At 41.1% G+C, this 24,138-nt stretch carries 29 protein-coding genes; 25 read left to right on the top strand and 4 right to left on the bottom strand.

The genetic code is table 11. From position 1 onward, the window contains the following. The first annotated feature begins 4 nt into the window (after window positions 1–4). From FU659_RS05215 to FU659_RS05180, 8 genes are all read left to right on the top strand, one after another. Window positions 5–1,030, top strand: coding sequence for a LacI family DNA-binding transcriptional regulator (locus FU659_RS05215; protein WP_147946583.1), 1,026 nt, complete (start codon window positions 5–7; stop codon window positions 1,028–1,030). Window positions 1,031–1,320: 290 nt separating this feature from the next. Next, window positions 1,321–1,890 (top strand): RNA 2',3'-cyclic phosphodiesterase, encoded by a 570-nt coding sequence (gene thpR / locus FU659_RS05210; protein ID WP_147946582.1) that lies wholly within the window; start codon window positions 1,321–1,323, stop codon window positions 1,888–1,890. Continuing rightward, on the top strand, window positions 1,887–2,153 hold the full coding sequence (locus FU659_RS05205; protein WP_147946581.1) for a hypothetical protein: 267 nt from the start codon (window positions 1,887–1,889) through the stop codon (window positions 2,151–2,153). The genes thpR and FU659_RS05205 overlap by 4 nt, the downstream gene beginning before the upstream one ends. A 203-nt stretch (window positions 2,154–2,356) precedes the next feature. Further along, window positions 2,357–2,491 carry a hypothetical protein gene (locus FU659_RS36860; protein WP_261807627.1) on the top strand — a complete coding sequence of 45 codons (135 nt, stop codon included), beginning with the start codon at window positions 2,357–2,359 and terminating at the stop codon, window positions 2,489–2,491. Window positions 2,492–2,599: 108 nt separating this feature from the next. After that, window positions 2,600–3,328 carry a C39 family peptidase gene (locus FU659_RS05200; RefSeq protein ID WP_147946580.1) on the top strand — a complete coding sequence of 243 codons (729 nt, stop codon included), beginning with the start codon at window positions 2,600–2,602 and terminating at the stop codon, window positions 3,326–3,328. A gap of 1,227 nt (window positions 3,329–4,555) precedes the next feature. Next, complete coding sequence (locus tag FU659_RS05190) at window positions 4,556–4,864, top strand: hypothetical protein (protein WP_147946579.1); 309 nt, start codon at window positions 4,556–4,558, stop codon at window positions 4,862–4,864. Between the two features lie 737 nt (window positions 4,865–5,601). Next, a complete protein-coding gene (locus FU659_RS05185; protein WP_261807636.1) occupies window positions 5,602–6,237 on the top strand; it encodes a TetR/AcrR family transcriptional regulator in 636 nt (211 codons plus the stop codon). Beyond that, the gene (locus tag FU659_RS05180) at window positions 6,234–7,211 is read left to right on the top strand and encodes an alpha/beta hydrolase (protein WP_147946577.1); all 978 of its coding nucleotides are present in this window, start codon (window positions 6,234–6,236) and stop codon (window positions 7,209–7,211) included. Before FU659_RS05185 ends, FU659_RS05180 begins: the two co-directional genes overlap by 4 nt. Before the next feature lie 172 nt (window positions 7,212–7,383). On the opposite strand, the gene FU659_RS35125 is transcribed toward FU659_RS05180, so the two are convergent. Together FU659_RS35125 and FU659_RS35120 are read right to left on the bottom strand one after the other, a co-directional pair. Further along, window positions 7,384–7,548 (bottom strand): hypothetical protein, encoded by a 165-nt coding sequence (locus FU659_RS35125; RefSeq protein WP_187273911.1) that lies wholly within the window; start codon window positions 7,546–7,548, stop codon window positions 7,384–7,386. A gap of 204 nt (window positions 7,549–7,752) precedes the next feature. Next, entirely contained in the window at window positions 7,753–7,902 is a 150-nt protein-coding gene (locus FU659_RS35120; protein ID WP_187273910.1) for a hypothetical protein, read from the bottom strand. Between the two features lie 383 nt (window positions 7,903–8,285). Here FU659_RS35120 and FU659_RS05175 point away from each other — a divergent pair, with 383 nt between their 5' ends. The 3 genes from FU659_RS05175 to FU659_RS05165 are packed head-to-tail and all read left to right on the top strand — an operon-like array spanning window position 8,286 to window position 11,937. Further along, entirely contained in the window at window positions 8,286–10,613 is a 2,328-nt protein-coding gene (locus FU659_RS05175; protein WP_147946576.1) for a xanthine dehydrogenase family protein molybdopterin-binding subunit, read from the top strand. Further along, window positions 10,600–11,433, top strand: a complete 834-nt coding sequence (locus FU659_RS05170; RefSeq protein WP_147946575.1) for an FAD binding domain-containing protein — start codon at window positions 10,600–10,602, stop codon at window positions 11,431–11,433. Before FU659_RS05175 ends, FU659_RS05170 begins: the two co-directional genes overlap by 14 nt. A 3-nt stretch (window positions 11,434–11,436) precedes the next feature. Next, complete coding sequence (locus FU659_RS05165) at window positions 11,437–11,937, top strand: (2Fe-2S)-binding protein (RefSeq protein ID WP_147946574.1); 501 nt, start codon at window positions 11,437–11,439, stop codon at window positions 11,935–11,937. Window positions 11,938–12,036: 99 nt separating this feature from the next. Here FU659_RS05165 and FU659_RS05160 read toward each other — a convergent pair whose 3' ends face one another. Both FU659_RS05160 and FU659_RS05155 read right to left on the bottom strand, forming a co-directional pair. Further along, the gene (locus tag FU659_RS05160) at window positions 12,037–13,053 is read right to left on the bottom strand and encodes an FUSC family protein (protein WP_261807626.1); all 1,017 of its coding nucleotides are present in this window, start codon (window positions 13,051–13,053) and stop codon (window positions 12,037–12,039) included. 257 nt (window positions 13,054–13,310) lie between these two features. After that, window positions 13,311–13,892, bottom strand: a complete 582-nt coding sequence (locus tag FU659_RS05155) for a TetR/AcrR family transcriptional regulator (RefSeq protein ID WP_147946572.1) — start codon at window positions 13,890–13,892, stop codon at window positions 13,311–13,313. A gap of 227 nt (window positions 13,893–14,119) precedes the next feature. On the opposite strand from FU659_RS05155, the gene FU659_RS05150 reads away from it, so the two are divergent. The 14 genes from FU659_RS05150 to FU659_RS05090 all read left to right on the top strand — a co-directional run bounded on the left by FU659_RS05150 (window position 14,120) and on the right by FU659_RS05090 (window position 24,095). Further along, on the top strand, window positions 14,120–14,752 hold the full coding sequence (locus FU659_RS05150) for a biotin/lipoyl-containing protein (protein WP_147946571.1): 633 nt from the start codon (window positions 14,120–14,122) through the stop codon (window positions 14,750–14,752). After that, window positions 14,736–15,908 carry an ABC transporter permease gene (locus FU659_RS05145; RefSeq protein WP_147946570.1) on the top strand — a complete coding sequence of 391 codons (1,173 nt, stop codon included), beginning with the start codon at window positions 14,736–14,738 and terminating at the stop codon, window positions 15,906–15,908. Before FU659_RS05150 ends, FU659_RS05145 begins: the two co-directional genes overlap by 17 nt. 372 nt (window positions 15,909–16,280) lie before the next feature. Beyond that, window positions 16,281–16,937: a hypothetical protein gene (locus FU659_RS05140; protein WP_147946569.1), complete on the top strand. Its 657-nt coding sequence runs from the start codon at window positions 16,281–16,283 to the stop codon at window positions 16,935–16,937. 12 nt (window positions 16,938–16,949) lie between these two features. After that, a complete protein-coding gene (locus tag FU659_RS05135; RefSeq protein ID WP_147946568.1) occupies window positions 16,950–17,261 on the top strand; it encodes a hypothetical protein in 312 nt (103 codons plus the stop codon). A 35-nt stretch (window positions 17,262–17,296) separates the two neighbouring features. Continuing rightward, window positions 17,297–17,539 carry a hypothetical protein gene (locus FU659_RS05130; RefSeq protein WP_147946567.1) on the top strand — a complete coding sequence of 81 codons (243 nt, stop codon included), beginning with the start codon at window positions 17,297–17,299 and terminating at the stop codon, window positions 17,537–17,539. Between the two features lie 751 nt (window positions 17,540–18,290). Beyond that, on the top strand, window positions 18,291–18,422 hold the full coding sequence (locus FU659_RS36850; protein ID WP_261807625.1) for a hypothetical protein: 132 nt from the start codon (window positions 18,291–18,293) through the stop codon (window positions 18,420–18,422). A 38-nt stretch (window positions 18,423–18,460) separates the two neighbouring features. Next, entirely contained in the window at window positions 18,461–18,769 is a 309-nt protein-coding gene (locus tag FU659_RS05125; RefSeq protein ID WP_147946566.1) for a hypothetical protein, read from the top strand. 40 nt (window positions 18,770–18,809) lie between these two features. Beyond that, window positions 18,810–19,196 (top strand): hypothetical protein, encoded by a 387-nt coding sequence (locus FU659_RS05120; protein WP_147946565.1) that lies wholly within the window; start codon window positions 18,810–18,812, stop codon window positions 19,194–19,196. Then, the gene (locus tag FU659_RS05115) at window positions 19,186–19,662 is read left to right on the top strand and encodes a hypothetical protein (protein ID WP_147946564.1); all 477 of its coding nucleotides are present in this window, start codon (window positions 19,186–19,188) and stop codon (window positions 19,660–19,662) included. The genes FU659_RS05120 and FU659_RS05115 overlap by 11 nt, the downstream gene beginning before the upstream one ends. A gap of 70 nt (window positions 19,663–19,732) precedes the next feature. Next, window positions 19,733–20,248, top strand: coding sequence for a hypothetical protein (locus FU659_RS05110; RefSeq protein WP_187273909.1), 516 nt, complete (start codon window positions 19,733–19,735; stop codon window positions 20,246–20,248). A gap of 35 nt (window positions 20,249–20,283) precedes the next feature. Further along, a complete protein-coding gene (locus tag FU659_RS05105; RefSeq protein ID WP_147946562.1) occupies window positions 20,284–20,853 on the top strand; it encodes a hypothetical protein in 570 nt (189 codons plus the stop codon). A 460-nt stretch (window positions 20,854–21,313) separates the two neighbouring features. Continuing rightward, complete coding sequence (locus tag FU659_RS05100) at window positions 21,314–22,351, top strand: ABC transporter ATP-binding protein (protein ID WP_315971276.1); 1,038 nt, start codon at window positions 21,314–21,316, stop codon at window positions 22,349–22,351. Window positions 22,352–22,652: 301 nt separating this feature from the next. Then, window positions 22,653–23,231 (top strand): carbohydrate ABC transporter permease, encoded by a 579-nt coding sequence (locus tag FU659_RS05095; RefSeq protein WP_261807624.1) that lies wholly within the window; start codon window positions 22,653–22,655, stop codon window positions 23,229–23,231. Between the two features lie 45 nt (window positions 23,232–23,276). Then, a complete protein-coding gene (locus FU659_RS05090; RefSeq protein WP_147946560.1) occupies window positions 23,277–24,095 on the top strand; it encodes a carbohydrate ABC transporter permease in 819 nt (272 codons plus the stop codon). Window positions 24,096–24,138 lie beyond the last annotated feature (43 nt).

The following is a 24,138-nucleotide window of genomic DNA, read 5'->3' as shown; positions in this document are numbered from 1 at the left end:
CACAATGGCAAAAATCGATGATGTCGCCCGTCTTGCGGGTGTCTCAAAAGGAACCGTATCCAATGTGTTTAGCCAGAAAAGAGCTACGAGTCCAAAGGTGACGGAAAGAGTGTTGAGGGTTTCCAGAGAATTGAACTACGTGCCGAATCATACTGCTAGGAGTTTAGTCACGAAGAAAACAATGGCCATCGGCCTTACGATTCCACACGTAAATTTCTTCTTCAGCGCTTTTCATAATCAATTTATCAACGGAGTTATTCTGGAGGCTTCAAATTATGGATATCGCGTACTGCTGGACATGATTGCTGTAGAGGAGGTCAAGACACCATCCCTTGCCAGCTACCCAATTGACGGTGCTATTGTGTTAGGCCCAACAAAAGAAGATAGGCGTATTCAACTGCTGCATCAGAATCAAATTCCGTTTGTCACGGTTGGCAAAATTATGAATCAAGGCATTCAAGACGCTTCTACCGTAAATAACGACAATGAAAAGATCATTCATGATATATGCAACTACTTGATTAGCAGGGGCCATCGCAACATTATGTTTCTTAACGCAGTGCAGCAGATGACTGTTTCTACCGTTAGAACAGAGGCATTCATTCACGCAATGGAGGAACATCAGATCGAGGTGCAACCACATATGATTCATTATAAACCGTTGATATATTCAGAGGAGTATCTGAGATATGGTTATGATGAAACGTATAATACACTAAGTAAGCTCAAAGAAAAGGTAACAGCGATTATCTCAGATGATGACCGTACAGCCTTCAGTGCTATGAATGCGCTTAAGGATTTGGGTTACCGTGTACCGGAGGATATCTCTCTATTCGTCATCTGCGGTGATCTTTCTATGATGAATCAAGTGACGCCTTCCTTGACGGGAATGGATTTACAGTCTTCTGAGCTTGGTGTTCAGTCAGTTAAGCTGCTCATGCACAAGCTGTCTGTCCTAGAGGGCGAGTTTGCGAATAATTGGATCGTAGATACCAAAATTATTGAGAGAAACTCTTGTTCATCAATATGAAGATAGAGGTGGTTGTTTCTGCCTTGCTTACATGATGAAGTCAAAAGTACGGAGCCAATGATTCTGTAAGTTTCATCGACTGAAACTTCAGGTCAAAGGTCTCATTTTTTGTATAATTCGTACTTGGAGTTAGAAGAGGCCGGGACAATAGATGGAATATTCTCAACTTTGAAAAGTATGGCGTATGTTTACGTTTTTTCGTGAACGTGAAACAGAATTCAAATTCGAATAGCTGACTATTGGTGAGGAAATACTAGGTAAATATCTTGAGGAAAAGTCAGGGGATGTAAATGATGAAATCGATGGGTCAACCGATGAGGTTATTCGTTGCTATACCTGTGCCAGAGCAGGTTGGTGAGAAGTTAGAACAGTGGACAAAAGCGAATAGAGAGAGGCTCCCCTTTCGTAAATGGACCCATGTACAAGATTACCATATCACCATACAGTTTCTAGGCGAAACTACGATAGAGAAAATGGATGCATTACAAATTGCTTTAAGGAATATTAAATCAAAGCCTATTTCGTTAGTGTTAAACGGAGTTGGATTCTTCGGTACGCCAAAAGCGCCTCGCGTTCTATGGGCGGCTGTGTCTGGAGATCTACTTGCATTGAATAGCTTACATACATCGGTTATCCAAGCGACGCATGCTCTGGGATATGTAGCGGAAGATCGTCCTTATGCCGCGCATATGACTCTTGCACGAAGCTATGCAGGAGAAAATGAATTTCTGGCGGAAGCGCTTAAGTCCGCTCCAAAAGGAATAGAGTGGAAGTCTGATAACTTTATACTCATGAGAACCCATATGAATGCTTCGCCGATGTATGAGACGATCGGAAGCTTTCCTTTGCTGGAGACGTGATCTTATGGACTTATCTCATGCTTGGCATAGGAATTCCCGTAGCCACATTTCATCATTATATGGAGGAATCAGGCGGGGCGAGAGCGGTCGATTTCTTTCAACTGCTCGGTCACCGCTCATTCCAGATGTTTCAGGAAACGACCCATCCGGCAGCTTCCGTCATTCTTCAGCGGATCATACAGTTAGCTCAAGCGCACGACACGAAAAATTTCGAGGTGGAATGTAGTGTATGTCGTTTCCTTATTCATTCTGTGTGCTGCTAATTTGTATCGCGGGTATCGTTGTTCTCAAGAAAAGGTCAACGACCGTAAAACTAATAGTTGAAAAGATATGAACAAAGGAAAATTGCTTTTCGGAGCAGTTTTCCTTCCAATATGCATAATATTTTTCATTGTTTGTATTCTGTACTTTGTTTTACAATGTTAGTTAAACCATATTTTGTGAAAAAAGCATGGTGTAAATTTCTATGGCGGAAACAAACCTTGCTGCTGGGAATTCAACAACGAAAAGTGGTCACGCTGATGTCTACGGTTCCGGCAATGTAAGCTACAGCAACCAAAGCACGTATGGGGAAAGTGTCAACAACGCATTTCCACAATGAGTTCACGTCGATCTTGGAAGCGCTAACTCCATCAATTAAGTAGTTCTTAAGCAACCTGCAGGCTGGGGAACTCGTAACCAACAACTATGTATAGGGAGGGCAATTATAATGTTAAGGTATAGAAAAGAAATTGAGGGATTTTTGGAAGGGGCATTAGAAGATTGTAAGGGGGATATTGAAATAAATGAAATTATTAGTAAATATTTCGTCAGTTCAGTGGATACGAAGGAGCAACAAGAAATAATAAAAGTTTCTTATCCCATTCCATTTTACACTCAGAAAATTGATTTTGATGATGTAAATCTACAAGGCTTCAAAAGCAAACAAGATGCTGAACATTGGCAAGTGCGTGGTTGTGGGATCGCAAGTTTGAAAATGATAATAGATGGTTTTCAAATATATCGTGGTGTGCATCTTAGTGAAGCATATGGAGAATTAGTTTATAAAGGTTTTGAAATGGGCGCATATTGCGACCGTGGATGGATTCATAAAGGATTAGTTGAGCTTGCCAAAGAATATGACATATTAGGTCAGACATTCAGAGAAAGCAGCTTACATGCTGTGCTATTAGAAATTGAACAGGATAGACCCTGTATTACGTCAGTCAGTGTTGGTTTTAATGGCGGGAAAATTAACAATAAAGGTGAAGTCATTCAGGCAGGCGGCCATTTGATTGTTGTTATAGGAGCAGTAAAAGAAAATGGAGAATTACAAGGATTTATTGTCAATCATCCATCGTCGAATGCTGAGTTGAATTGGGAAAATCACTTTGTTCGTGTTGATGAATTTAAAAGATCATTTTCGGGAGCATTTATGTCGTTTGGGATTAAAAAATAGTAGTTTGTTAAAAAATGAAGGATTAGGTGACAGGTTGATATCGTGCCCGAGTAATAAATGGATAAAAGTCGTGGGGATGGCGAGCGCCGCAATGGTACCAGAGAAAGCCGAAGTGGGCGTCTGCCTCTTCGCGTAAAATGCTGACTGGCGATGTCGCGGAATGGCACACCCTCGTCGCCGACCCCGTCAAGCCGTGACCCCGCGGGGCCGACTTCCAGCGCCAAGCGGAACTGGCGCGCCGCATCGAGGCGATGTACGGCCGACCAGCGGTTGGACCCGTCACCGATGTAGGCAGAGATGCCCTTCGTGCGGGCGAAGTTGATCAGTCTCGGCACGAAGCCCTTGTCGCCTTCGCATGTACGGACGGATAAAGCTCCACGATCGATATCTGCACCCCGCGCTCAAGCAGCGTGAGAGCGGCGTTATCTGATGCCGCCCCGTTGAAGTGAGCGGTGATTACGAACGGCTTGCCGGAGCCCTCGAGAGCTGCCCCGAATTGTCTCGACGGCGCGCAGATCGGTTGTGAGCGCGCCAGCGAAGTCCGAGAAGTAAGTCGCGCATTGGGTTTACTAGGAAATGCCCCACCAACTTTTGGATCTGCCTGGGATTGTAGTAGCTGTAGAGATCCCCGACTTCGAGAGATTTAGATTCTCTGCGCTCACTTCGTAATCAAAACACACGCACTTTCGAGTAAAGAAACTCCGGATTTGCATTCCAATAAATGTTGAATTGTATGTTTTCGTTCATATGTCGGCTCTACCCCTATGATTAAGTTGAACCTGCTCTTACCAGCAGGTTTTCTTTATGCCACCATCTCAGAATGCTAACCCAAACCGCCATCCCTGCGTCGGTGACGAAAACAATTAGCCATTTAATTGACGGTTCCGATTTCACCGTCAATTAAAGTGGCTTATGACAAAATGGGACAATAAGTTGTCTTATTTCCATTGGGTATTGATAAGGTTTGTAAGAAGGAGAGTACAATTTTTGAATTATACATTCTTGTCTACGTCATGATGCTGATCACCTCCATAAAATGAAGAGACTTGTTATAGTAGGAGGTGTTAGAAGATGAAATCAACTGCGACCTCAGAGCGGAAGAAACAATTTATGAGGTCAATGATGAGGTTTGGATTTGACGTGATTCAATGAATCAGGCCTTTATTTAGCGATATTAAAATGTAAGCTGTAATTTGCTGATATGATTTATAAGAGGAGGAAACCAAGATGCAACCCATCTATCCAATAAGTGCAGAATCATGCAGACCCTACATCGGAAAACAAATATGTGCAGTTCTTCATGATGGCACTCAGATTACAGGAACGTTAAGCGACATTTCACAGCATGGATTATTTATCAACCAGGGTTATACCAATGCCACAGTTCTTTCAACAAAACCTGATGTAGTAAAGAAAGAGCTAAAAGCATTAAATAACAAGGCACAAACATCTGCTTGGGGTTATGGCGGATTTTTTAACCCTCTATTGTGGTCATCCATTGCTTTATTATTTTTCTTGCCATTTTTCTTTTTTTAACAAGACGTGTCTGATCAGACACACAATTTTCCATGCAAGACATTCCATTGCTTGATGTTGGTTATTTGATAAAACTTCAGGTTCAAATGTCTAAACCACGGATTGTATGTGGGATTTGTTCTGCTCGATACTCTTTTTACCGTCGTACGCATAGTCAATCCGGTGGTATCCGATCAAAATGGTGCTGAACCATCGAACAGGAATCCAAAATTTTGTTAATGTGGATTTTGTGGGAAAGAGTAGTACAGCAAGACGGGCACTATGCTCAGAATATTTTATTTTAACTCATCTTAAGAAATTGCCTGAATGATACGACTTAGAGATGCCTTGATTATGGCATCTCTTTTGTTGCGGATTTTTGGGCAAGGGCAACATGACTCAAAGGCATAATTTTTGATGAATGTGTTTGTTTGATTGACCGATTGGTTTTAATATCGACTTTGGATTTACATTTTTTCCATTAGGACAACCTTTCTAGTACCTTAGAAGTAAGGAGGTCTATCACAAAGATACCTTAGGGAAATCTGTTGAAATACTTAAAGAAGTCGGAGCGTGTACTCGTACAAAGTAATATAAGAAACAAGTCGGAGCGCATGTTGGGCAGCGCTCTGGCTTGTTTTTATTTGTGAAGTTTCATCCTACTCATGAGTAGATGAATGCACTCTTGCTATTATTAGTAATTAGAGATATACTATTAATTAAATGAACGTTCAATTAATTAATTGCAGAGAGTGGGAATGAATTTGGCAAGACCAATCAATGAAGAAAAAAGACAGGAGCGGCGTAGCTGTATCCTAAAAGAAGCCGTTGTCCTGTTCGCAGAAAATGGATATTCTAATACCACAACGGCTCTCATTGCGCAGAGTGTGGGAGTGACTGCTGGAACCATTTTTCAATATTTCCCAAGCAAAGAAGCCTTATTCTACGCCGCTGTCCTTGAGCCGCTTGCTGATATTCAGGTGAAGTCGCTTGCTTGTCTAAAACAAGAGGGGACGCCGGGCGTATTAATTAAGAACATGGTAGAAGTACAATTCAATCATATCTATTGCTATACAAATGAATTGCGGCTTGTTCAATATGTCTTAGGACAACGGATAAGATTTCCTGAACTTACACAGAAGGTCCTTGAAAGTACAAAAGTAATGACAGATACTATCGAATGCGTCTATGCCAAGGGACAGTTAATGGGAGAATTCAACAAAAACTTTTCACCAGCAATGATCTCTCGTGCCTATATCTCTTTCTTAAATGGGATAGGCTTAACTCTTGGAGAAAGTATTATTCATCACCCCGAGTGGGGAAATTTGAAGGAGCATGCCTTATATTTGTTCGCACCCACACAACCTAAAGAAAAAGCGAGGGAATCTGAATGAGTGAAACATCATTACAACCAAATTTGACATTAAACGTTCGTTCGAAAAAACGGAGGAAAATTTTTTTGATCCTAGGGATCGTGCTATTGCTTGTGGTGGGTTTAGTATTTTTTATATCCTATAAAGTAATGGATACCTTGCTGCACCATCCTAGAGACACGAATGTCAGCTACGACTTGAATATCGATAAAACTCCCTACGAAGAGGTTGAGTTCAAGAGCTTGAAAAATGATAATACGATTAGAGGTTCCTTCTTTCATGCAAATGGTCTTTCCAATAAGGCAAGTGATAAGACGATTATTGTCGTCCATGGATATACAAGCAATCGTTTAGTCAAAGGGCGGACCAAAAAGTTAGTAGAGCATTTCGTTCCGAAAGGCTATAATGTATTGGCATTTGACCTCAGTTCGCAAGGTAATTCCGATGGTAATATGATTACACTTGGCCTCAATGAAAAAAATGATTTGCTTGGAGCTGTAAGCTATATAAAATCCAGAGACCATGCTGGTGATAACATTGGAGTTATTGGCTTTTCAATGGGTGCTGCTACTTCTTTGCTAGCCACAAGTGAAAGTGCTGACATCAAAGCTGTAGTTGCAGATAGTTCTTTTCGTAATGCAGGTCTATTTCTAAGAGAGGGTTTGCCCTTCTTTTCAGGTTTACCTTCTTTTCCATTTAGTTATACATCGATATGGGTGGGTAAATGGGTCTTAAAGGTTGATCTTGATTCCGTATCTCCTATGGATGCAGCAAAGAAGATGAAAGACAAGCCAGTTATGCTGATTCATGGAACTGGAGATCAGCAAATTAGTTATAAAAATTCAGAAGCAATTTGGGAGTCATTAAAAGATGACCCAAATGCAGAAGCATGGTACCCGCATAATACGGAGCACATCGATGCCATCAATCATTACCCCACTGAATATTTCCAAAGAGTAGATCGCTTTATGGATAAGTATATAGGAAAAGAGTAGAAACGACATGAAAGCCGGTGTTCCTTATAATAGGGAAAAACCGGCTTTTCTGCTGTCACTTGACAAATGACCAACATTAAATGTCAATGGTGTCACGTCCATATACGCACAACAAAAAAGCCCTTAAAATGGGGCTTTATAGAACAGGTTTACAAATTATCGCTTACGGGAGTTATTCGTGACGATCTTCGCCAAATAAGGCGCCTTGTATTTCATTGTTAGTTTCTACATTAAGTCTTGTTTTGAAATAATCAACGACCGCTTCCACTGCTTTTTCAGCTTGGAATTCGGATATACCTGCTTCTTTTGCTACATGATCTCGAACTATATGCTTCATGATCTGTTTTCTCCTCTTCGATTTGGAATTATACCAAGATATTATTTGCAAATAGTGGAAAAATATTCAGCTGTAACTGAATCTGAGGGGTATGAAGGAAAAGGAATGCGAATCAATAGAAAGTGAATCTTCCCAAGAGGATAAGAATCATTGCCCCTGCTAAACGCAGGGGGAGTTTCTTAAAGAGGGACTGACCACGCAGGATCAATCTTCAGGTGTTCGATCTAAATATAGACGAGTAACCGAAGTGGATTCATCCTTCTCAATTTCTTCTTCTGTTGCCTTTTCTTCAAGCGGATCGTGGGTATTCATGCCTGGGGCAATTGTTGGTTCTTGCTCATTTGTATGTCCCATAAAATCACTCCTTTGAAATGTAGCATGGAACATTTTCACTAAATATATTCAGCATTAGCTACAAACGAATGGACTGCATTCCGGTACAGCGGCTCTGCAAATGATCTTCAATATCTATGAACAGCTAAGTAAATCGGAAAAGACTCCATGTACCCAGTTTTTGGATTCCTTATTTTGTTGTGTGTACGTTTATTTCCTGTGTATTTGATAATACGGACAAATAGTTCCGTATATATATAGGTAATGGAGAATTAGATGCAATTCACGGTTGAAATGAATAACCCCTCCTGAACAATAGGAGGAAGGCAATTTTAAGAGCTCAAGAAAGTCCATCTCCCATCTGCCTCGGCGAATGCCGAGAGGTTATTCGAAAAGGAGGGACCATGATCGGTCAATCCGTCGGAAAAAGCGTTCCGAGAAAAGAAACATGGGAAAAAGTTACAGGGAAAACCAAGTATATGAATGATGTTTCAAGACCGGGTCTTTTACATGCCAAACTAGTTGTCAGCCCTCATGCTCATGCCCGTATAAAATCAATTGATTCGTCTGAGGCCTGGAAAATAACGGGCGTACGAGCTGTCATAACCGGAGAATACTATCCGATTTTGACCGGGTCACCGCTGGAAGACCGACCGCCAATCGCAATGGACAAAGTGAGATATTATGGCGAGCCTGTCGCTCTTATTGTCGCGGAACAGGAATATATTGCAGAGATGGCGGCTCTCCAAATCAAAGTGGATTATGAGCTTTTACCGGTCGTCAATTCCCCAAGTGAGGCCTATCGGAAAGATGCTCCGCTCATTCATGAGCATCTTGACACATACAAGCGGCACGAAGAGGTTTACCCGGAACCGGGAACAAACATAGCTAACCGAACCAAAATTCGCAAGGGAAATATGGAAGTTGGATGGAGGAACAGCGAATATACAATTGAAGTCCATATTTCTTCACCGCAATCGGACCACGCCGCGATGGAAATGCGGTGCTGTATGGTGGAGATATTACCAGACGGAAAAACGATTATCCATTCTGCTTCACAATCACCCTATGTCATCCGAAAGGCAATCAGTCAATCCTTTCATATTCCGCTTCAGAAAGTCATCGTTCATACGCCTATGGTCGGGGGAAGTTTCGGTGGAAAAGCTGCGATTCAGATGGAATATCTTGCTTTCATGGCTTCCAGTGCGGTTGGTGGAAGAGCTGTAAAATTGGTTAATTCAAGGGAACTGGACATGATCTCTTCTCCTGTCCATATTGGATTGGATGCCAAAATCAAACTTGGCTGTACCCATGATGGGAAAATTATGGCTGCAGAAATCCTGCATCTATTTGATGGCGGAGCTTATTCCGATCGGGGAGCAGTCATGAGCTTGGCGGGGGCCACAGATTGCACCGGTCCTTATCGAATCGATAACGTTTATTGTGACTCTTTATGCATGTATACCAACCACCCCTATTCAACTTCGTTTCGAGGATTCGGCCATCCGGAACTGACGTTCGCCATGGAAAGAGCAATGGATATATTGGCAGATCAAGTGGGCATGGATCCTTTAGAATTTCGTTTTCATAATGCGATTGGACCAGGGGACACGTCCCCTACTCAAACCTTACTGGATAGAAGTAACTTGGGCGATCTTCCCATGTGCATTGCAAAATTGAAAACATTAATGGATTGGGACGACAGCCCTAGAATGAAGATCGAAGGCCACCTCATTAAGGCGAAAGGGGTATGCTGTTTCTGGAAAAATTCGAATACACCAACAGATGCTGGTGCGGGAGCCGTTGTTGTATTTAATTCCGATGGAAGCGTCAATCTGCTGTGCGGGGCAGTGGAAATCGGTCAAGGAACGAGGACAGCACTTACTCAAATTTTGGCTGAACGGTTGCGGATTGATGACCGGATGATACATATTTCTACGGAAGTAAATACCGAAACCGATCCCCAGCATTGGAAAACGGTTGCGAGCCGCAGTACCTTTTTAGTTGGCAATGCAGTCTTGAAAGCGGCTGATGATGCCATTGTACAGCTAATAAACTTAGCTTCAATTGTGCTGGAATGCTCTCCTGCCGAGTTGGATTTCGGAGGAGGGAGGGTTTTCTTGAAAGGTAGTTCCGATAAGGGGATAGAGATTGAAAAAATCGCCAACGGTTATAAATTCCCAAATGGAAATACGATCGGTGGTCAGGTAATCGGGCGCGGGAGTTACACGATGCGTAATTTAACATTATTAGATCCTGAAACCGGTAAAGGAAATTCCGGTCCAGAGTGGACGGTTGGCGCACAGGCGGTTGAAGTGGAATTGAATACAAAAGAATATATCTATAAAATTGTTAAGGCCGCAACGGTCATGGATGCTGGTAAGGTGATTAATCCGGAATTCGCCCGTAGTCAAATCACGGGAGCTATGAGTATGGGATTGAGTTTTGCTAGTCGGGAGGCATTTCTGTTCGATAACAGTGGCGCTATATTAAATCCGCAATTTCGAACTTATAAATTGATTCGATATGGAGAACAGCCGGAGTACTTTGTTGAATTCGTCGAGACTCCTCATTTGGAAGCGCCTTACGGATTGCGCGGAATTGGTGAGCATGGCTTGATTGGCATGCCTGCGGCATTGGCAAACAGTCTATCGATCGCTGCGGGAGTAGAATTCAATCAATTGCCTCTGACGCCCGAATTGATCTGGAGGACGGTCCATGATTCCATTTGATTTTGAGTATTATAAACCATCTTCCGTTCAAAAGGCAGTAGAATTATTTCGACATCTGTTTGCGCAGGGGAAAAACCCGATGTATTTTTCCGGTGGAACGGAAATGATCACATGGGCTCGTGTGGACACCATTCACCCGGGAGCTGTCATCGATTTAAAGGCTATTCCAGAGTGCAACGTAATTGAATTCCAAATGAATAACCTAGTTATTGGATCTTGCGTCACTTTATCAGCTTTATCCGCGGCTAACCCGTTCCCGCTGCTTAGCGAAACGGCACGAGGAGTTGCCGATCAAACGGCCCGAAATAAAATCACGCTCGGGGGGAACATTTGCGGCAAAATTTATTATAGAGAAACTGTGCTCCCACTGTTGTTGGCGAATAGCCGCATAGTTATTGCAGGAGCGCAAGGGATGAGAGCGGTTAGTATACATGATGTTTTCATACAACGATTGAGATTGGAGAAAGGAGAATTTCTTGTGCAAATTATTACAGACCGTGGATATTTATCGTTGCCATTTATTCATTTCAAAAAACGACAGATTGGAAATGTCGGCTATCCGCTTGTAACTGTGGCTGCTCTTAAGAAAGATAGGCAGATTCGTACAGCATATAGCGGCGTTTGTGCATTCCCTTTTCGATCTATTGAAATCGAACAGGTGTTGAACGACACCACGATGCCCTTAGCGGCAAGAATTGAACAGGCGATCGGTAAGCTTCCTGCTCCGGTGCTGACGAATGCGGAAGGATCCGCCGCTTATAGGAAATTTGTACTTAAACAAACGATGGCAGACACTGTGAACATATTGGAAGGAAGGTGAGGCATGATATCATACGATACCTCTCTTTATCCGGTGAATTTCCGAGTTAACGGTGAACCGCGAATGATTCGGGTAAGGGCTGCGGATATACTGCTATATACTCTTCGGGATAGTTTCGGACTAACGGGAAGTAAGTCTGGTTGCGACAACGGCGATTGCGGCACTTGTACGATATTAGTAAACGGCCTGCCTATGAAGTCGTGTCTTATGCTCACCGTGGAAGCCGATGGACAGCACATAACAACGATCGAGGGTTTGATAAATTCACCGGTTCAGCAAGCTTTTGTTCAAAAGCAGGCGTTCCAATGCGGATACTGCACTCCCGGTTTTATTATGAACTGTCACGGATTGTGGAATGTACATCCGGATGCAAATGAAGAAACGATTAGGCTGTGGTTGGAATCCAACATTTGTAGGTGTACGTCCTATGAAGAAATTCACCATGCGGTGAAGACTGTCTTTACGCCGAATAACGATGGAAAACCAACATCCTTTGGGAGTTGAGGAGGGGCAGAATTGGAAGGGATATCCTAAAGGATGAAGCGGGAATTTATATCGACTTCGCAATTCCGGACTTGTTCATGGATGTGATACTAGGGAAGACTACAGATCTTTATTGGAAAAATCAAATTTTTGGAAATCCTGAATAACTTGTTCGGCGTTCATATATAAAGCAAGCGGGTATAGATAGTTCTCCAAATGGGAAGGTGTTTTTATTTCCAGATCGGGGACATTCGAAACAAAGGTGCCTGTGGCCGGCTCATCCAACACTCTTTTCCATTCCTTTACAAGCGACGCTAACGATTTCAAATGATCGGCCCAAATCCGTTGATCCACTTTTGTAAAAACGCTGCTTTCTGTCCATTTTGTAAGTATACGGGTCATATCAGCAAGATTAGCATAGCCTAAACCGAGTTGATTCAATTGCCGGGCAAGCTGATCCAAGGAATTGCGTTTTTTTGGGGCGAGAGGATTGTAACGCAGACTTTGTTCCGCCTTATCCAATTCGGTTGTCGCTTGATGAAGTTCCTGAAATAATGTTTGCAATTCTGTATTCATAGTTTGAGCTTCACTCGAGGAGCAACCTTGTTCAACCCATAGTGCGGTGTTAAAAAAATGTTCGGTCAGATGGTCTGCGAAACAGATCATCTTTTTTTTGGCCTTTTTAATGGAATCGGGTGGAAATATCAGTATATGGATCAGTAAAGCAACGGCAGCTCCGATAACGGTATCGCGAATGCGATCAAGGGGATAACTGGGCATCTTGCTCTGAAAGAACATCACCAATAATATGCTAAGCGTAACTTGTACCATCATAGCATGATCCAATTTCAACCACTTAACGATGGCTGCCCCAACAAAGAGAAGTAGTCCGATACTCCAACCGTTTAAACCAAGATAAGGGGCTATTGACGCAGTGAAAAGGACGCCAACAATCGTACCTATGGTGCGCTGCCATGCAAATCGGATGGATTTGTCAATTGTTATCTGGATGGTCAATATGACTGTAAGCGGGGCCAAGTAAGGATGGTCAGATCCAGCCCACTTCGCAAGCTCCCATGACAGTGCTGCAGCTAAAGGAGCTTTCCATACAATCCCATTATTATTGATAAATTTCACGATTGTACTTATCATTTCGTATAGCTCCATCTTCATATGTAGATTAGTGATACAAGCACATAAATATACATAACTAGGGGCGATTTCGAAAGGCTGCCCCACACGTTTCATCGGGGGCTTTGCCCCCAATAGGCCACTTGATCCTCAGCGAATGAAGGCTCCAGCGACATCGCTTTACACAGGAGGAACATTTACTTATGAGAATGTCCATCATCAATGAAAGTTATCCCAGAAAATGTATGGATTTTGGCTTTTTTTTAGGATTGGACAAGATCAGTACTTATTAGATCTTTGGCATGCTGCTTGCCTGCCGATAGGAGGCTGTCACTTAGCTTGGAATCACTAACAGATCGCGACAGTACTAGCGTTCCGACCATGATGCTAAGCAAAGCACTGCCAACAGAATTATCGACTTCCGCCAAATTGGAGATAAAATCAATCATCCGCTCCAGCTCTTGGGTGAAGACCTGACGAACCTCCTCTGAAGATCGGGATATTTCGCCGGAAAGAGCAGGTAGAATGCAGCCCATCTCTGTCATGTCACGGTGATACGGGCTTAGATAGTAATCAATGACTGCATTGATTTTTGGTCCTTGCTTCTTCTGCTCTGCGGCTTCCTGCAGGAGTGCAATCGTATCGCTGATGGCATACCGGCAGGCTTCGGCGACCAGTTGTTCTTTATTGTCAAAGTGTGCATAGAACCCTCCATGAGTCAGGCCGGCTCCTTTCATAATGAAAGGGACGCTTATGTCGCGAATACCATTCGTACGAAAAGCTTGGGCAGCACTTTCGATAATCTTGCCTCGAACTTTGATCTTATGACCTTCTGGATAAGGCATGCAATCACTCCTTCACTCATAAATCCATCTTTAAAATATTATATTCATCATAATAAAGCGTGTCAATTTTCCTTTTGCAACCGTTAGTCACAAGAAAGAATAAGTGGAGCTATTGACTATTTTAAAATATGATGATTATAATATATTATGTTCATCATATTTTAATGTGGACTAGATTCAAATCGCAGAATGTTTAGAAATATTCATGGAGAGGGAGAGACAGAACAATGAAACTTAAAGTAGGATTGTATGTTGGAATTGCGGTAGTGGTTATAGCAGGAGGTTCTCTTCTGGCTGCTAAAGGTAAGGACGCAGTCAGTCAGGCAGAGAGCAGAAAACAAGGTGTGCTTGAGGCGGAGCAAAAGACAATCGTGTATGACAAAAGTCCAGGGACAATCGTCAAGGTTAACCCAGTTGTAGGCGATTCCGTCAAAAAGGGAGAGGCTCTATTCAAGGTTAAATCATCTGAAGGAAGCGAAGTGGATGTGCTTTCGCCGGATGACGGATTGGTTAGCAGAATCGCGGTAAAACCGGGAGATCAACTCGCACAAGGGATGCCGGTTGCGGTTGTGCAAAAGACTGTCTATTATGCAGATCTCTATGTACAAGAAGATCAAATTCAAAAGCTTAAGGTCAATAAGAGCGTCAATGTCCATTTTCCGTATCTGAATCGTCCTGCACAAGTCGATGGAGTTGTCGCTTCGATTTCGGCTGCCCCACAGTTTGCGAGCTTGCGTATGACACGTGAGAGAGGGCAAGCAGATTTAAGCATGTTTCTTGTCAGAATATCCGTGGACTCAAACACTGGTCTCCTTCCGGGTATGACTGCGGAGGTGGATCTCGATGAAATCATTGATTGAGGAGTGGAAGTATGTAGCGGGCAGCAAATTTCTTCTTGCTATCTTTATCGGACCGCTAATTGCGGCGTTGTTTTTTGGTTTGATGTTTTCGAAAAACCAAATCAGCAAATCACCGGTTGTTGTGATTGACGAGGACCACAGTTCTTATTCTCGGCAATTGATTTCTAAAATAAATGCGTCCCAATATATGAAGGTCACGAATGTATTCGCCAACCGCATGGATCCCGAAACATTGCTGGCAAACGAGCAGGCTGTAGCGGTCATTATGCTTCCCAATCAACTGGAGTTGCTTAAGCAGCAAGGGAAGTCATCGAATATCGGGATTCTAATGGATAACACGATGCCCTCAGGGCTAATGGGTATCCGAACCGCAATTCAGGAGATTATCACAACAGAAAATATGACTCTTTCCATGACACGTCTAGGGCAAAGTGGGATGGATGCGGAAACTGCCAAAGGGCTTATATCTCCGTTATCTCTCGGGCAGCGAATGTTGTTTAATCCGACGACAAGTTATGTCGGTTTCATGGTTCTGGGATTTGTGAATATCATCGTGCTCATGATAACAACTAGCGCAGCAGGATCCATTGCACCTCGTCTCCGAAAAGAGGGGAAGCTGTTTGCAAACGGCAATTCGCCTGCACAGTTTTGGATTCGCAGTGTGCCCTACGCTGTTTTGAGTACATTCTCGTTACTCCTAAGCTATGGATTATTAAAGCAAGTAGGGAACATGCGGTTTGAAGCGGAGCCTTATCTTTTTATTATCCCATTGCTAGTTTATTCTTTTGCCTTGTCGCTCATGGGGATGTTAATCGGGTATTCTGCTAAAGATGTGTCCAAAGTTAGTTCACGTACAAGTATTGTATTATACCCGTCGTTCCTTGCTACCGGAATTCAGCTGACCCCGCTTGCGTTTCCAACATTTTTTCAAGTCACTGCTTGGGCGTTGCCGATGAACTGGCTCAACCGATTAATTCGCGGAATGGCGTTTCGGAATGGGGCACTAACTGCCTACAGCATGGAGATGGGAGCATTGCTAATCATTATTGGCGTTACGTCTTTGTTCATCGGATTGTTGGTGTTTCGGGAAGCCCGACAGGCAAGATCTTTTGTGGATCAGCGTGTAGATTCGGTAGGTTTACCGGTTAGCAGTTAGGTATTCGCAGGATCTTGGACAGGAAGCTTAAGCTGTTAATTTGGTTACTACAAAGACTTTCTTTAACAACTACATTTATGTTTATTTATTTTTTTATCAAGAAATGGATGCCTGCCTTATGGTCGGCTTATTTTTTTATTTTCGATTTAAATGTCACATTGAAATAAAGTACACTGGAAGATTGGATTGAGTCGCTCGGCGGTGGATGGATGACAGACAGATTAGTAAAGAAATTTTCAATTAACTAAAAATATTGCCTTGTTTCATGAATTGCGAAATGGTAAAAATTAGGGAATACCATTTCAACAATTGAAAACGCTTCAATTGTTGTGGTAGAGCCGTATATTCCAAGTTCAAAAGGAGGAAAATGATTTGAAACAAGCGAGGAAGGACAAAAAAAGTTGGCAGCAGTACACTTCCGTGTTTGACCCTACGGGACATTATTGTACTTCTTCTGATGGTAAAATTGGACATACTGGGGATTCTAATGGTGGCTTAGAAGGCGTTAGTGTTAAAGATGATATTAATGGTTCACATTATATAGAGGATAATATATATGCTAAGATGCAGTTAACAAAATTGTTATTGGATGATATATCTAATGTAGGTTTATACAATATAGGTAAACTTGCGTATACTGGCGTCTTTAATGACCCTCTTAGCGCTTTAGACAACAATAAAAATGCTATTAATAATACTGGTGCTACATATGGAATCCCCTCATATATAATTGGTGCTATTATTTTTAGAGATCAAGGTACTAAGTCACCACCAGATAATGTTGCGAATGCAACTACTTATTTAACAGGACGAGGATTTTCTGTAGGATTAGGAGCAATATTTGCAACAACTGCAAGTGAGGCATGGGAGAGTGAAGGTCGTGGTGATGAATTGCCTAAAGAGCAATGGTTAAATGTTGTACCATATTACAATTCGACAATGTCCAATGCGGTGGCTATAGAAAAGGGAAATCATTATGGAGCAGCAATCACTAGTTACCTAGAATATGTACAATTTTTGTTGAAATAGTGGTGATGAAACTTGAGAACGAGAGTTAGATGGTTTGGAGTGGTATTGCTTATAATTGTAGTAATAATTGCTTCAATGGTAGCTTTTCAAAGATTTAGATGTTCCAAGAATTTGAACGTGGCTGTCCCAAACGAATTAAGGACAGCAAAAGAACTAATTTATTTTTCTAAGAGTTATGTTGATAAGTATGTAGGCAAAAATAACACTTACAATATAGGTGAAATTACTATGTCACTTAATAGTTTAGAGGAAGGAGATGTAAGAATAACATTTGTGGAGACTCAACAATCAAATAAATCTTTTGATTTTTCAGTTTACAAATAAATACTGAAAAGCATATTCTGAATCAGATAGAATGTTTGGGTAGTGAAGATAGAGTTAATCCGGGGAAGATTGACTTTAATGATTGGCAAATCGATAGTAAGGAAGCTATTGAAAAAGCAAGATCAGTATTAAGCAAAAGTGAACATGATAGTAAAGTTTACTTAAGAGCATATCATAACTACAATACTAAAAAAGAGTATTGGAGAGCTGATTTTAAACTACACTGGGTTGAAATTGACCCTTTTTCTGGTGGTATAATAGCTCAAGGAACCCAATAAGCTATATTTCTCTAAACCAACCGCCTTGCGACTATCGCTTGGCGGTTTCTTTTTACAACGCAAATAACCGCTCGGAGGGTATAAGCGGCGGGATGATTACCTTTATTTTAATAAATAATTATGAAGTTCTCTTGGCAACGGAAGTAAGTTCAAACCAGTCACCCACATGCCTCCAGTCGTTTCTTCTTTTTCAAAGAATGTTACTCAGAAAAGTTATTTAACATTTAGAAAGAGTTTAAATTCGAAAAATCTTTTGATCTCCTTATCGGATGAAATAAGGCTTTTATTTGCATTTCTAATTTTTAATATTAATTATCTAACGTATTTGAGTACATTAAAGGAATCAACCATTAGATAATTCTATATTTGATAATTTATTATCTAATGTATTAAAAACTGAATAGAGCAGTCCTTTTGCCTTATTCAGAAGTCAATCATCTTAGCTAAATCAATGAAATATCCTAAGGGTAATTGTAATAATATGGTATGATATTTATGGGATGTAATTGAGCTTTTAAACAAAATCTGAGGTGAGTTACACTGCAAAGAAATGTATTTTAGATGTTTCTTCTAATTAATGTAATATTAGGTGGGGGATTATTAATTTCGATTTTATTTAGCACATAGAGATAATACAAGTGGTTTAATACCCTTCGGTACTTGTATTAATGGGAAGATAGATTGGCTGTTATCGTTTAATACAGGATTACTTGTCAAAGCCCCAGAGTGTCTGGTTAAGGAGTATGTTAGGGTGTTAGAAAGTTTTGGCTTAAAAATATTATTATTGCCATCTAGAAGTGTTAAGAATGATGAATATAGAGTTTTTATATTTGGGGATTCATATGTTGTTGCTAAGGAATTCATAGCAGTTCAACTAGCTTAGTAATTAATAGGACGATTCTATAGTTGGAGTTGTTGTAGATGGGATTAGATGTAGTTTTGTACGGAAGGCAGAGGGAACAGTTAGGAGTTATTAATATATCATATACCTTGCATGAGGCGATGTATATTGAGAACAACCAGTGGGCGAGTTACCAATTGTTAAGAGAACTAAGGGACTACTACAAAACAGACATTACCTTTGACAGAGCAGGTATTAACGAATTTATATATTGTTTGGAGCAAATAAAGTTATTTGTTCGTGATGAACAGATGCTTGAAGAATTGAAACTACTTATTAGTTTCCTTAGCAATCCAAACGTTGAACAGATTCACGTTGCAGGTGACTAAACAAAAGAGCAATTTTGATGAAAAATAGGTGATAACCTCCATGAAAGTTTGCATAATAACTATAGATAAAGAAGTTGATGAAGGATTCATTGTAAGATTTGATTCTCCATATGGTGAAGGCATTGCCACATATATTGGTAATAGACCAATACCGAATAAGGAATATTTTGTAGAAATCGATATACAAGGTATTCTAAAGTGGGTAGAAGATATTGTGAAAATTGAAAGTAATCTAAATAAGATTGAAGCAATGGGGGAATTGGTTTCCCTTTATGGCACGTTGGAATCTGTAGATGAAGATGGTTACACAGTTTTGCGCCTTGGTCATAGTATAGTACCAATTGAGACAGAAGGCTTACCTTATCAAATTGGCTCAAATATTAAAATTCAAAGCCCTAATGTGAAGTTATATGATATTGGGATTTAATAGTTTTGTTTTAGTTGATATTTCACAAAACGTAGATTTGATTTACTTGGAGGAAGTAATGATGGGTGATTTCAGCTTCAACATGAATTATGAAAACAGGGATAAGCTGTTAGGAATTTCTGGTGAATGGATTTTTAAAAGGGGTTCAGGAAGTATTAGACGATTCGATTTCATTGATGTTAGCATCTTAAAACAATTAATTGAAAATAAATTTATTGATCCAATTGAGAGCCACAATAGTTCCCCTAGCATAGAACAGATATATGGATTCATGGCTCGATTCCCTCACGTAATGGCTAAGGGTTATGTCACTAGCCCTTTGCGTATAGATTATAGAGTGTCTTTAGATGCGCTTTTTGTACCAAAGAAACATATAACTCAACAGTTGAAACAAGATTTCATCGCGTTCTGTGTAAAAGCAGATGAACTTGAAACGGATGAATATTTGTACGCATGGTGGGACTAGTTCCATGAAGGAGCAATTTTAATGTTAAAGGAGAGCGTTAATTTTATAGCAGCATAATACATTTAAACTTATGAGTCTCGATTCAGCTATTGTTGACGAAATAATTCGGTCACTTAGTTATACTCATGTTAATGGTGGTGTAATTCTCTCTTGTTTTCAGGTAAATAACACTGATGTGTTCGACACGTTGCCGATTATTGAGAGTGAATTTACAAGGTATTTTGAGAATCTACTGTCTTCTTACGATATTGTTTCTGCATTACCACAGTTGAAGGTAATCGCTCCTTTTCATAAAGAGACTGTATTCAACAGAAGCAGCGCTTTTACTTTAGATGGTGAGATTGCCTCAAAGCTCTGTACTGGTGGCGCATATAGAAGCTTCGAAGGAAGTTCAAAAGAAGCTAAAAACATTACCTCTATTTTAAGTAACTTTATTTTTGAAGATAGATACAAGGAATCATTTGTTTTTACAACGAACAAAGCGTGGAGCGACTGGTTCTTTGATATTGCTTGGGATTTTACTTGGATTGTTTTTGATGAACACAAGAGTAGGCTTTGGCTGGTTTGTATAACGGATACTGACTAAATAAAACTTGGATTTCATTAGGGAGAGGGATGGAATTGAATTTTGAATATAGGTTATCTGGATTAGGATGGGCTGATGGTTTCATTGAAAAAGATGGAAATACCTGTTACTTTACAACAAGTTATATTACAAATGCATTGAACGATTTTTTAGACGCATTGGTAAGTGTAATTCCAAGTTGTGTACCTGACGATGAACTGAAAACATCCAACACCTTTGAATGGTACGCAGAGCCATCTGGTACGCAATGGACGTTAACGAGACAAAGCGAAGGAACTTTACATATTAAAGTTGTAACATACAGGGATATTGATCTTAAACTTGAGCCAAAGCTGGAGATAGATGCAGATTGTAACATTATTGATTTTGTAAGTGTTGTTGTAAAAGAATTGGATATACTCATTAAAACGCATGGCATTGTAGGGTTTAAAAAATGTTGGAATGCACATGACTTCCCTTTGTCCAGTTTCTTAATTCTGAAACATTTTAGTCTGGCCAAAACCAATTTAGACGTAATAGAATACGAAGAAAAGGGTTGCCAACTCATCAAAACTGATATTAACAAGGACTTTGAACTATTCCTCATTACAATGGGAAGTGACTGATCTTAAATGAAAGACAGTAAGGAAGATATCGCTGAAGCTTATGCCCATCACATATTTATACACTCCTGCTGAGATGTGGAATTCAATTGATACTGAACCAAATGCGCATGATTAGATGTTCGCGTGAATATTGTGCATTTGAATGTTTATTTCGGTTATAAATAGAAGGATACCGTCTACCATTGTCCCACGAGTTCTGTGAAGGTCGCAGGGAACATCTTGCTTGGAAGCAATATGGAATTATTAGAACATCGATATTATTAGTCTGGTGTTAATTTGGAATGGCATTTCGATTCTGTTCATAATATGAAAATCAGAGCTTGCATAAATTGCAGGCTCTTTATTTATTTTGAAAATGATTAAAGCCAGTATATCCATAACCTTGCGTGTTAGATATAATAGGATAATAATAAAATTTTCGGGAATTAAGTCGAATTTAGACGGCAACCTGAGGTGAAACATACTGGAGATTCAAATAGATCAATTAAATATAGCATATGTCAATGAACTTGTTATCGATCAACTCACCGCGACGATTCCAAGCGGTGCTCTGGTTTCGCTGCTTGGCCCAAGCGGGTGCGGCAAAAGCACGACATTGCTTGCATTAGCGGGATTGATTCAACCATTGTCAGGTGAAATCAGATTTGATGGACAACTCATGAATCCGATAAAAACGGAGCAGCGTGAAATCGGTATGGTGTTTCAGAATTATTCTCTTTACCCGCATATGACTGTATACGAGAATATTGGCTTCCCCTTGACGATGAAGAAGTGGTCTAAATCAGATAAAAAGCAGCGCATTGACGATCTCGCAGACATACTGCAAATTAAGCATTTGCTTGACCGTAAGCCGAGGCAACTATCGGGTGGACAGCAGCAACGAGCAGCTATAGCACGTGCGCTTGTTAAACAGCCGAAGCTGCTTCTGCTTGATGAGCCGTTTTCGAATGTGGATGCTAAACTTCGGTTGGAATTGCGCGAAGAGCTCCGTCAAATCCAGCAACGCTTCGGCATCACGACTTTATTTGTGACTCATGACCAAGAAGAGGCGTTGAGTATTTCGGATTACGTCATGCTCATGTCTAAGGGGCGACTTTTGCAATTTGGTACGCCGCAGCAATTATATGATCATCCCCAAAATCGAGGAGTGGCCGAGTTTGTCGGTCATCCTCCCATGAACTTGCTTCAAGTCCAATCTGAACAGTTCATAATAGGCATAAGGCCGGAAGATTGGCTAGTTTGTGAGCCTGACGAAGCGTTTCTATCTGGTCTTGTGATTTCTATGGAAATGACAGGACGGGACTTTTTACTCAAAGTGCGTTGTGCTGAGTTTACATTCAGAGTTATCGTTTCACGAGATGCAAACATTCGCGTAGGACAAGAGGTTCATCTTAGAGTGCGAGAGGATCGCTTACATTGGTTTGATGCGAAAACGGGACAGCGGCTAAATGAATGGCCATCACTTGTTGAAATGCGATTTACAGGTGTGAGCTTGTGAACGAGAAACCGACTTGGCGCAGCACTTTACATGCATGGTTGTACTTATTTCCCGCTTTTCTCGTCATAGCTGTGTTTTGCGTTTATCCAATCTTTCAGTCATTTGATGTAAGTCTGTATGTTCATTACGATTTTTACAAAGACATCGTATACAAACGTGGGATTCATAATTTCATCTACGTCCTGCAAGACCCTGAATTTATATATGCTTTGAAGAATACGCTCGTGATCGTGATAACTGTCGTACCTTTATCGATTTTACTTCGCTTGGCATCGCATATGGCTTACATACTCGGCTTCATATGCGCCGTTTCATTCAAACGGCTTATTTCCTTCCGCTCGTTACATCGGTCATTGCAGTTTCGATGACATGGCGTTGGATATTTCATACGGAATATGGCGTGCTCAACGCGATGCTTGGTTGGATCGGAATTTCGCCTATAGGCTGGCTCACCACACCACAATGGGCGCTTCCATCATTAATTATGTTTAGTATATGGCGCAGTTTGGGCTATAATATTGTTCTTTTTTGGGTGGGATTACAGAGTATTCATCCTCAGTATGACAAGGCTGCGAGGGTGGACGGCGTGACAAGATGGCGGCGATTTACTCGGGTGACACTCCCGTTATTGGCTCCAACACTTCTTTACGTTGTCATCATTTCGATGCTTCACGCATTCAAAACATTTGATGAGGTCTATGCTTTGTATGGCGGTAAAGCGGGGCCGATGGATAGTGCAATGACCGTTGTGTTCTACATATTTAGAAAATTTTATGGCGAATCGGAGTATGGAATAGCTTCTGCGGCAGCATATGTATTGTTCGTTATTACTTTTGGTTTAACGATGGTTCAATTATGGATTTTTCGCAGGAAACAGTAGGTCTTATTGATGAAGTGTAACATTTGAGAGGAAGTATGAAGCGGGATGAGAGATAAGGCTGGGGGTTGGCTGATCGACACCATATTGTACATAGGCGGTATCATCATGTTGATGCCTTTCATTTGGATGATTGCAACTTCGCTGAAATCGAGCAGAGAAGCGATGCTGCTCACTTGGCTGCCCACTCATTTGGAATGGAGCAATTATGTTACAGTTTGGAATGCGATCCCCTTCCTGAGATTTTTGGCCAATAGTGTGTTCATCGTAGTAACGAGTACACTAGGTGGAATGCTAATCACGACTTTGGCGGCGTTTGCATTCTCTAGGCTGCAATTTTACGGTAAAAAAATACTGTTTGCGCTGATGATTGGCACGATGATGGTTCCCGAAGAACTGCTGCTTATTCCTAACTACATGACGATTTCCCATCTAGGGTGGATCGATCATTATGAAGCGCTCATAATTCCGTGGATGACGAATGCTTTTTCTGTGTTCTTGCTTGTCCAGCACTTCTCGTCTGTACCCTCTGAGTATTATCATGCCGCCCGTGTCGATGGAATCAGACCATTTTTTTACTTATGGCGAATTATGGTTCCTCTCACGACTCCTATCCTTACCACTTTGTTGATCATGAAAACAATTGCTTGCTGGAACGCCTACTTGTGGCCGATCCTTGTCACCAACAGGGTGGAAATGCGAACCATTCAAGCGGGGATGCTCGCGTTCAGCACAGACACGGGTACTTCTTACGAGCTCTTGATGGCCGCCGCGACATTAACGGTGCTACCGATGATTGTTCTTTATATTTGGCTCCAAAAACATATTATTCAAGGCATTTCCCAAGTAGGACAATCGAAAAATTAAATCAAGCATACACACTTGCCCATTATCGGAGGATTTGACAACA

This window comes from Paenibacillus sp. N3.4 (genome assembly GCF_008017805.1).
Lineage (GTDB): Bacteria > Bacillota > Bacilli > Paenibacillales > NBRC-103111 > Paenibacillus_E.
This window is presented reverse-complemented; position numbering and strand designations above follow the sequence as displayed.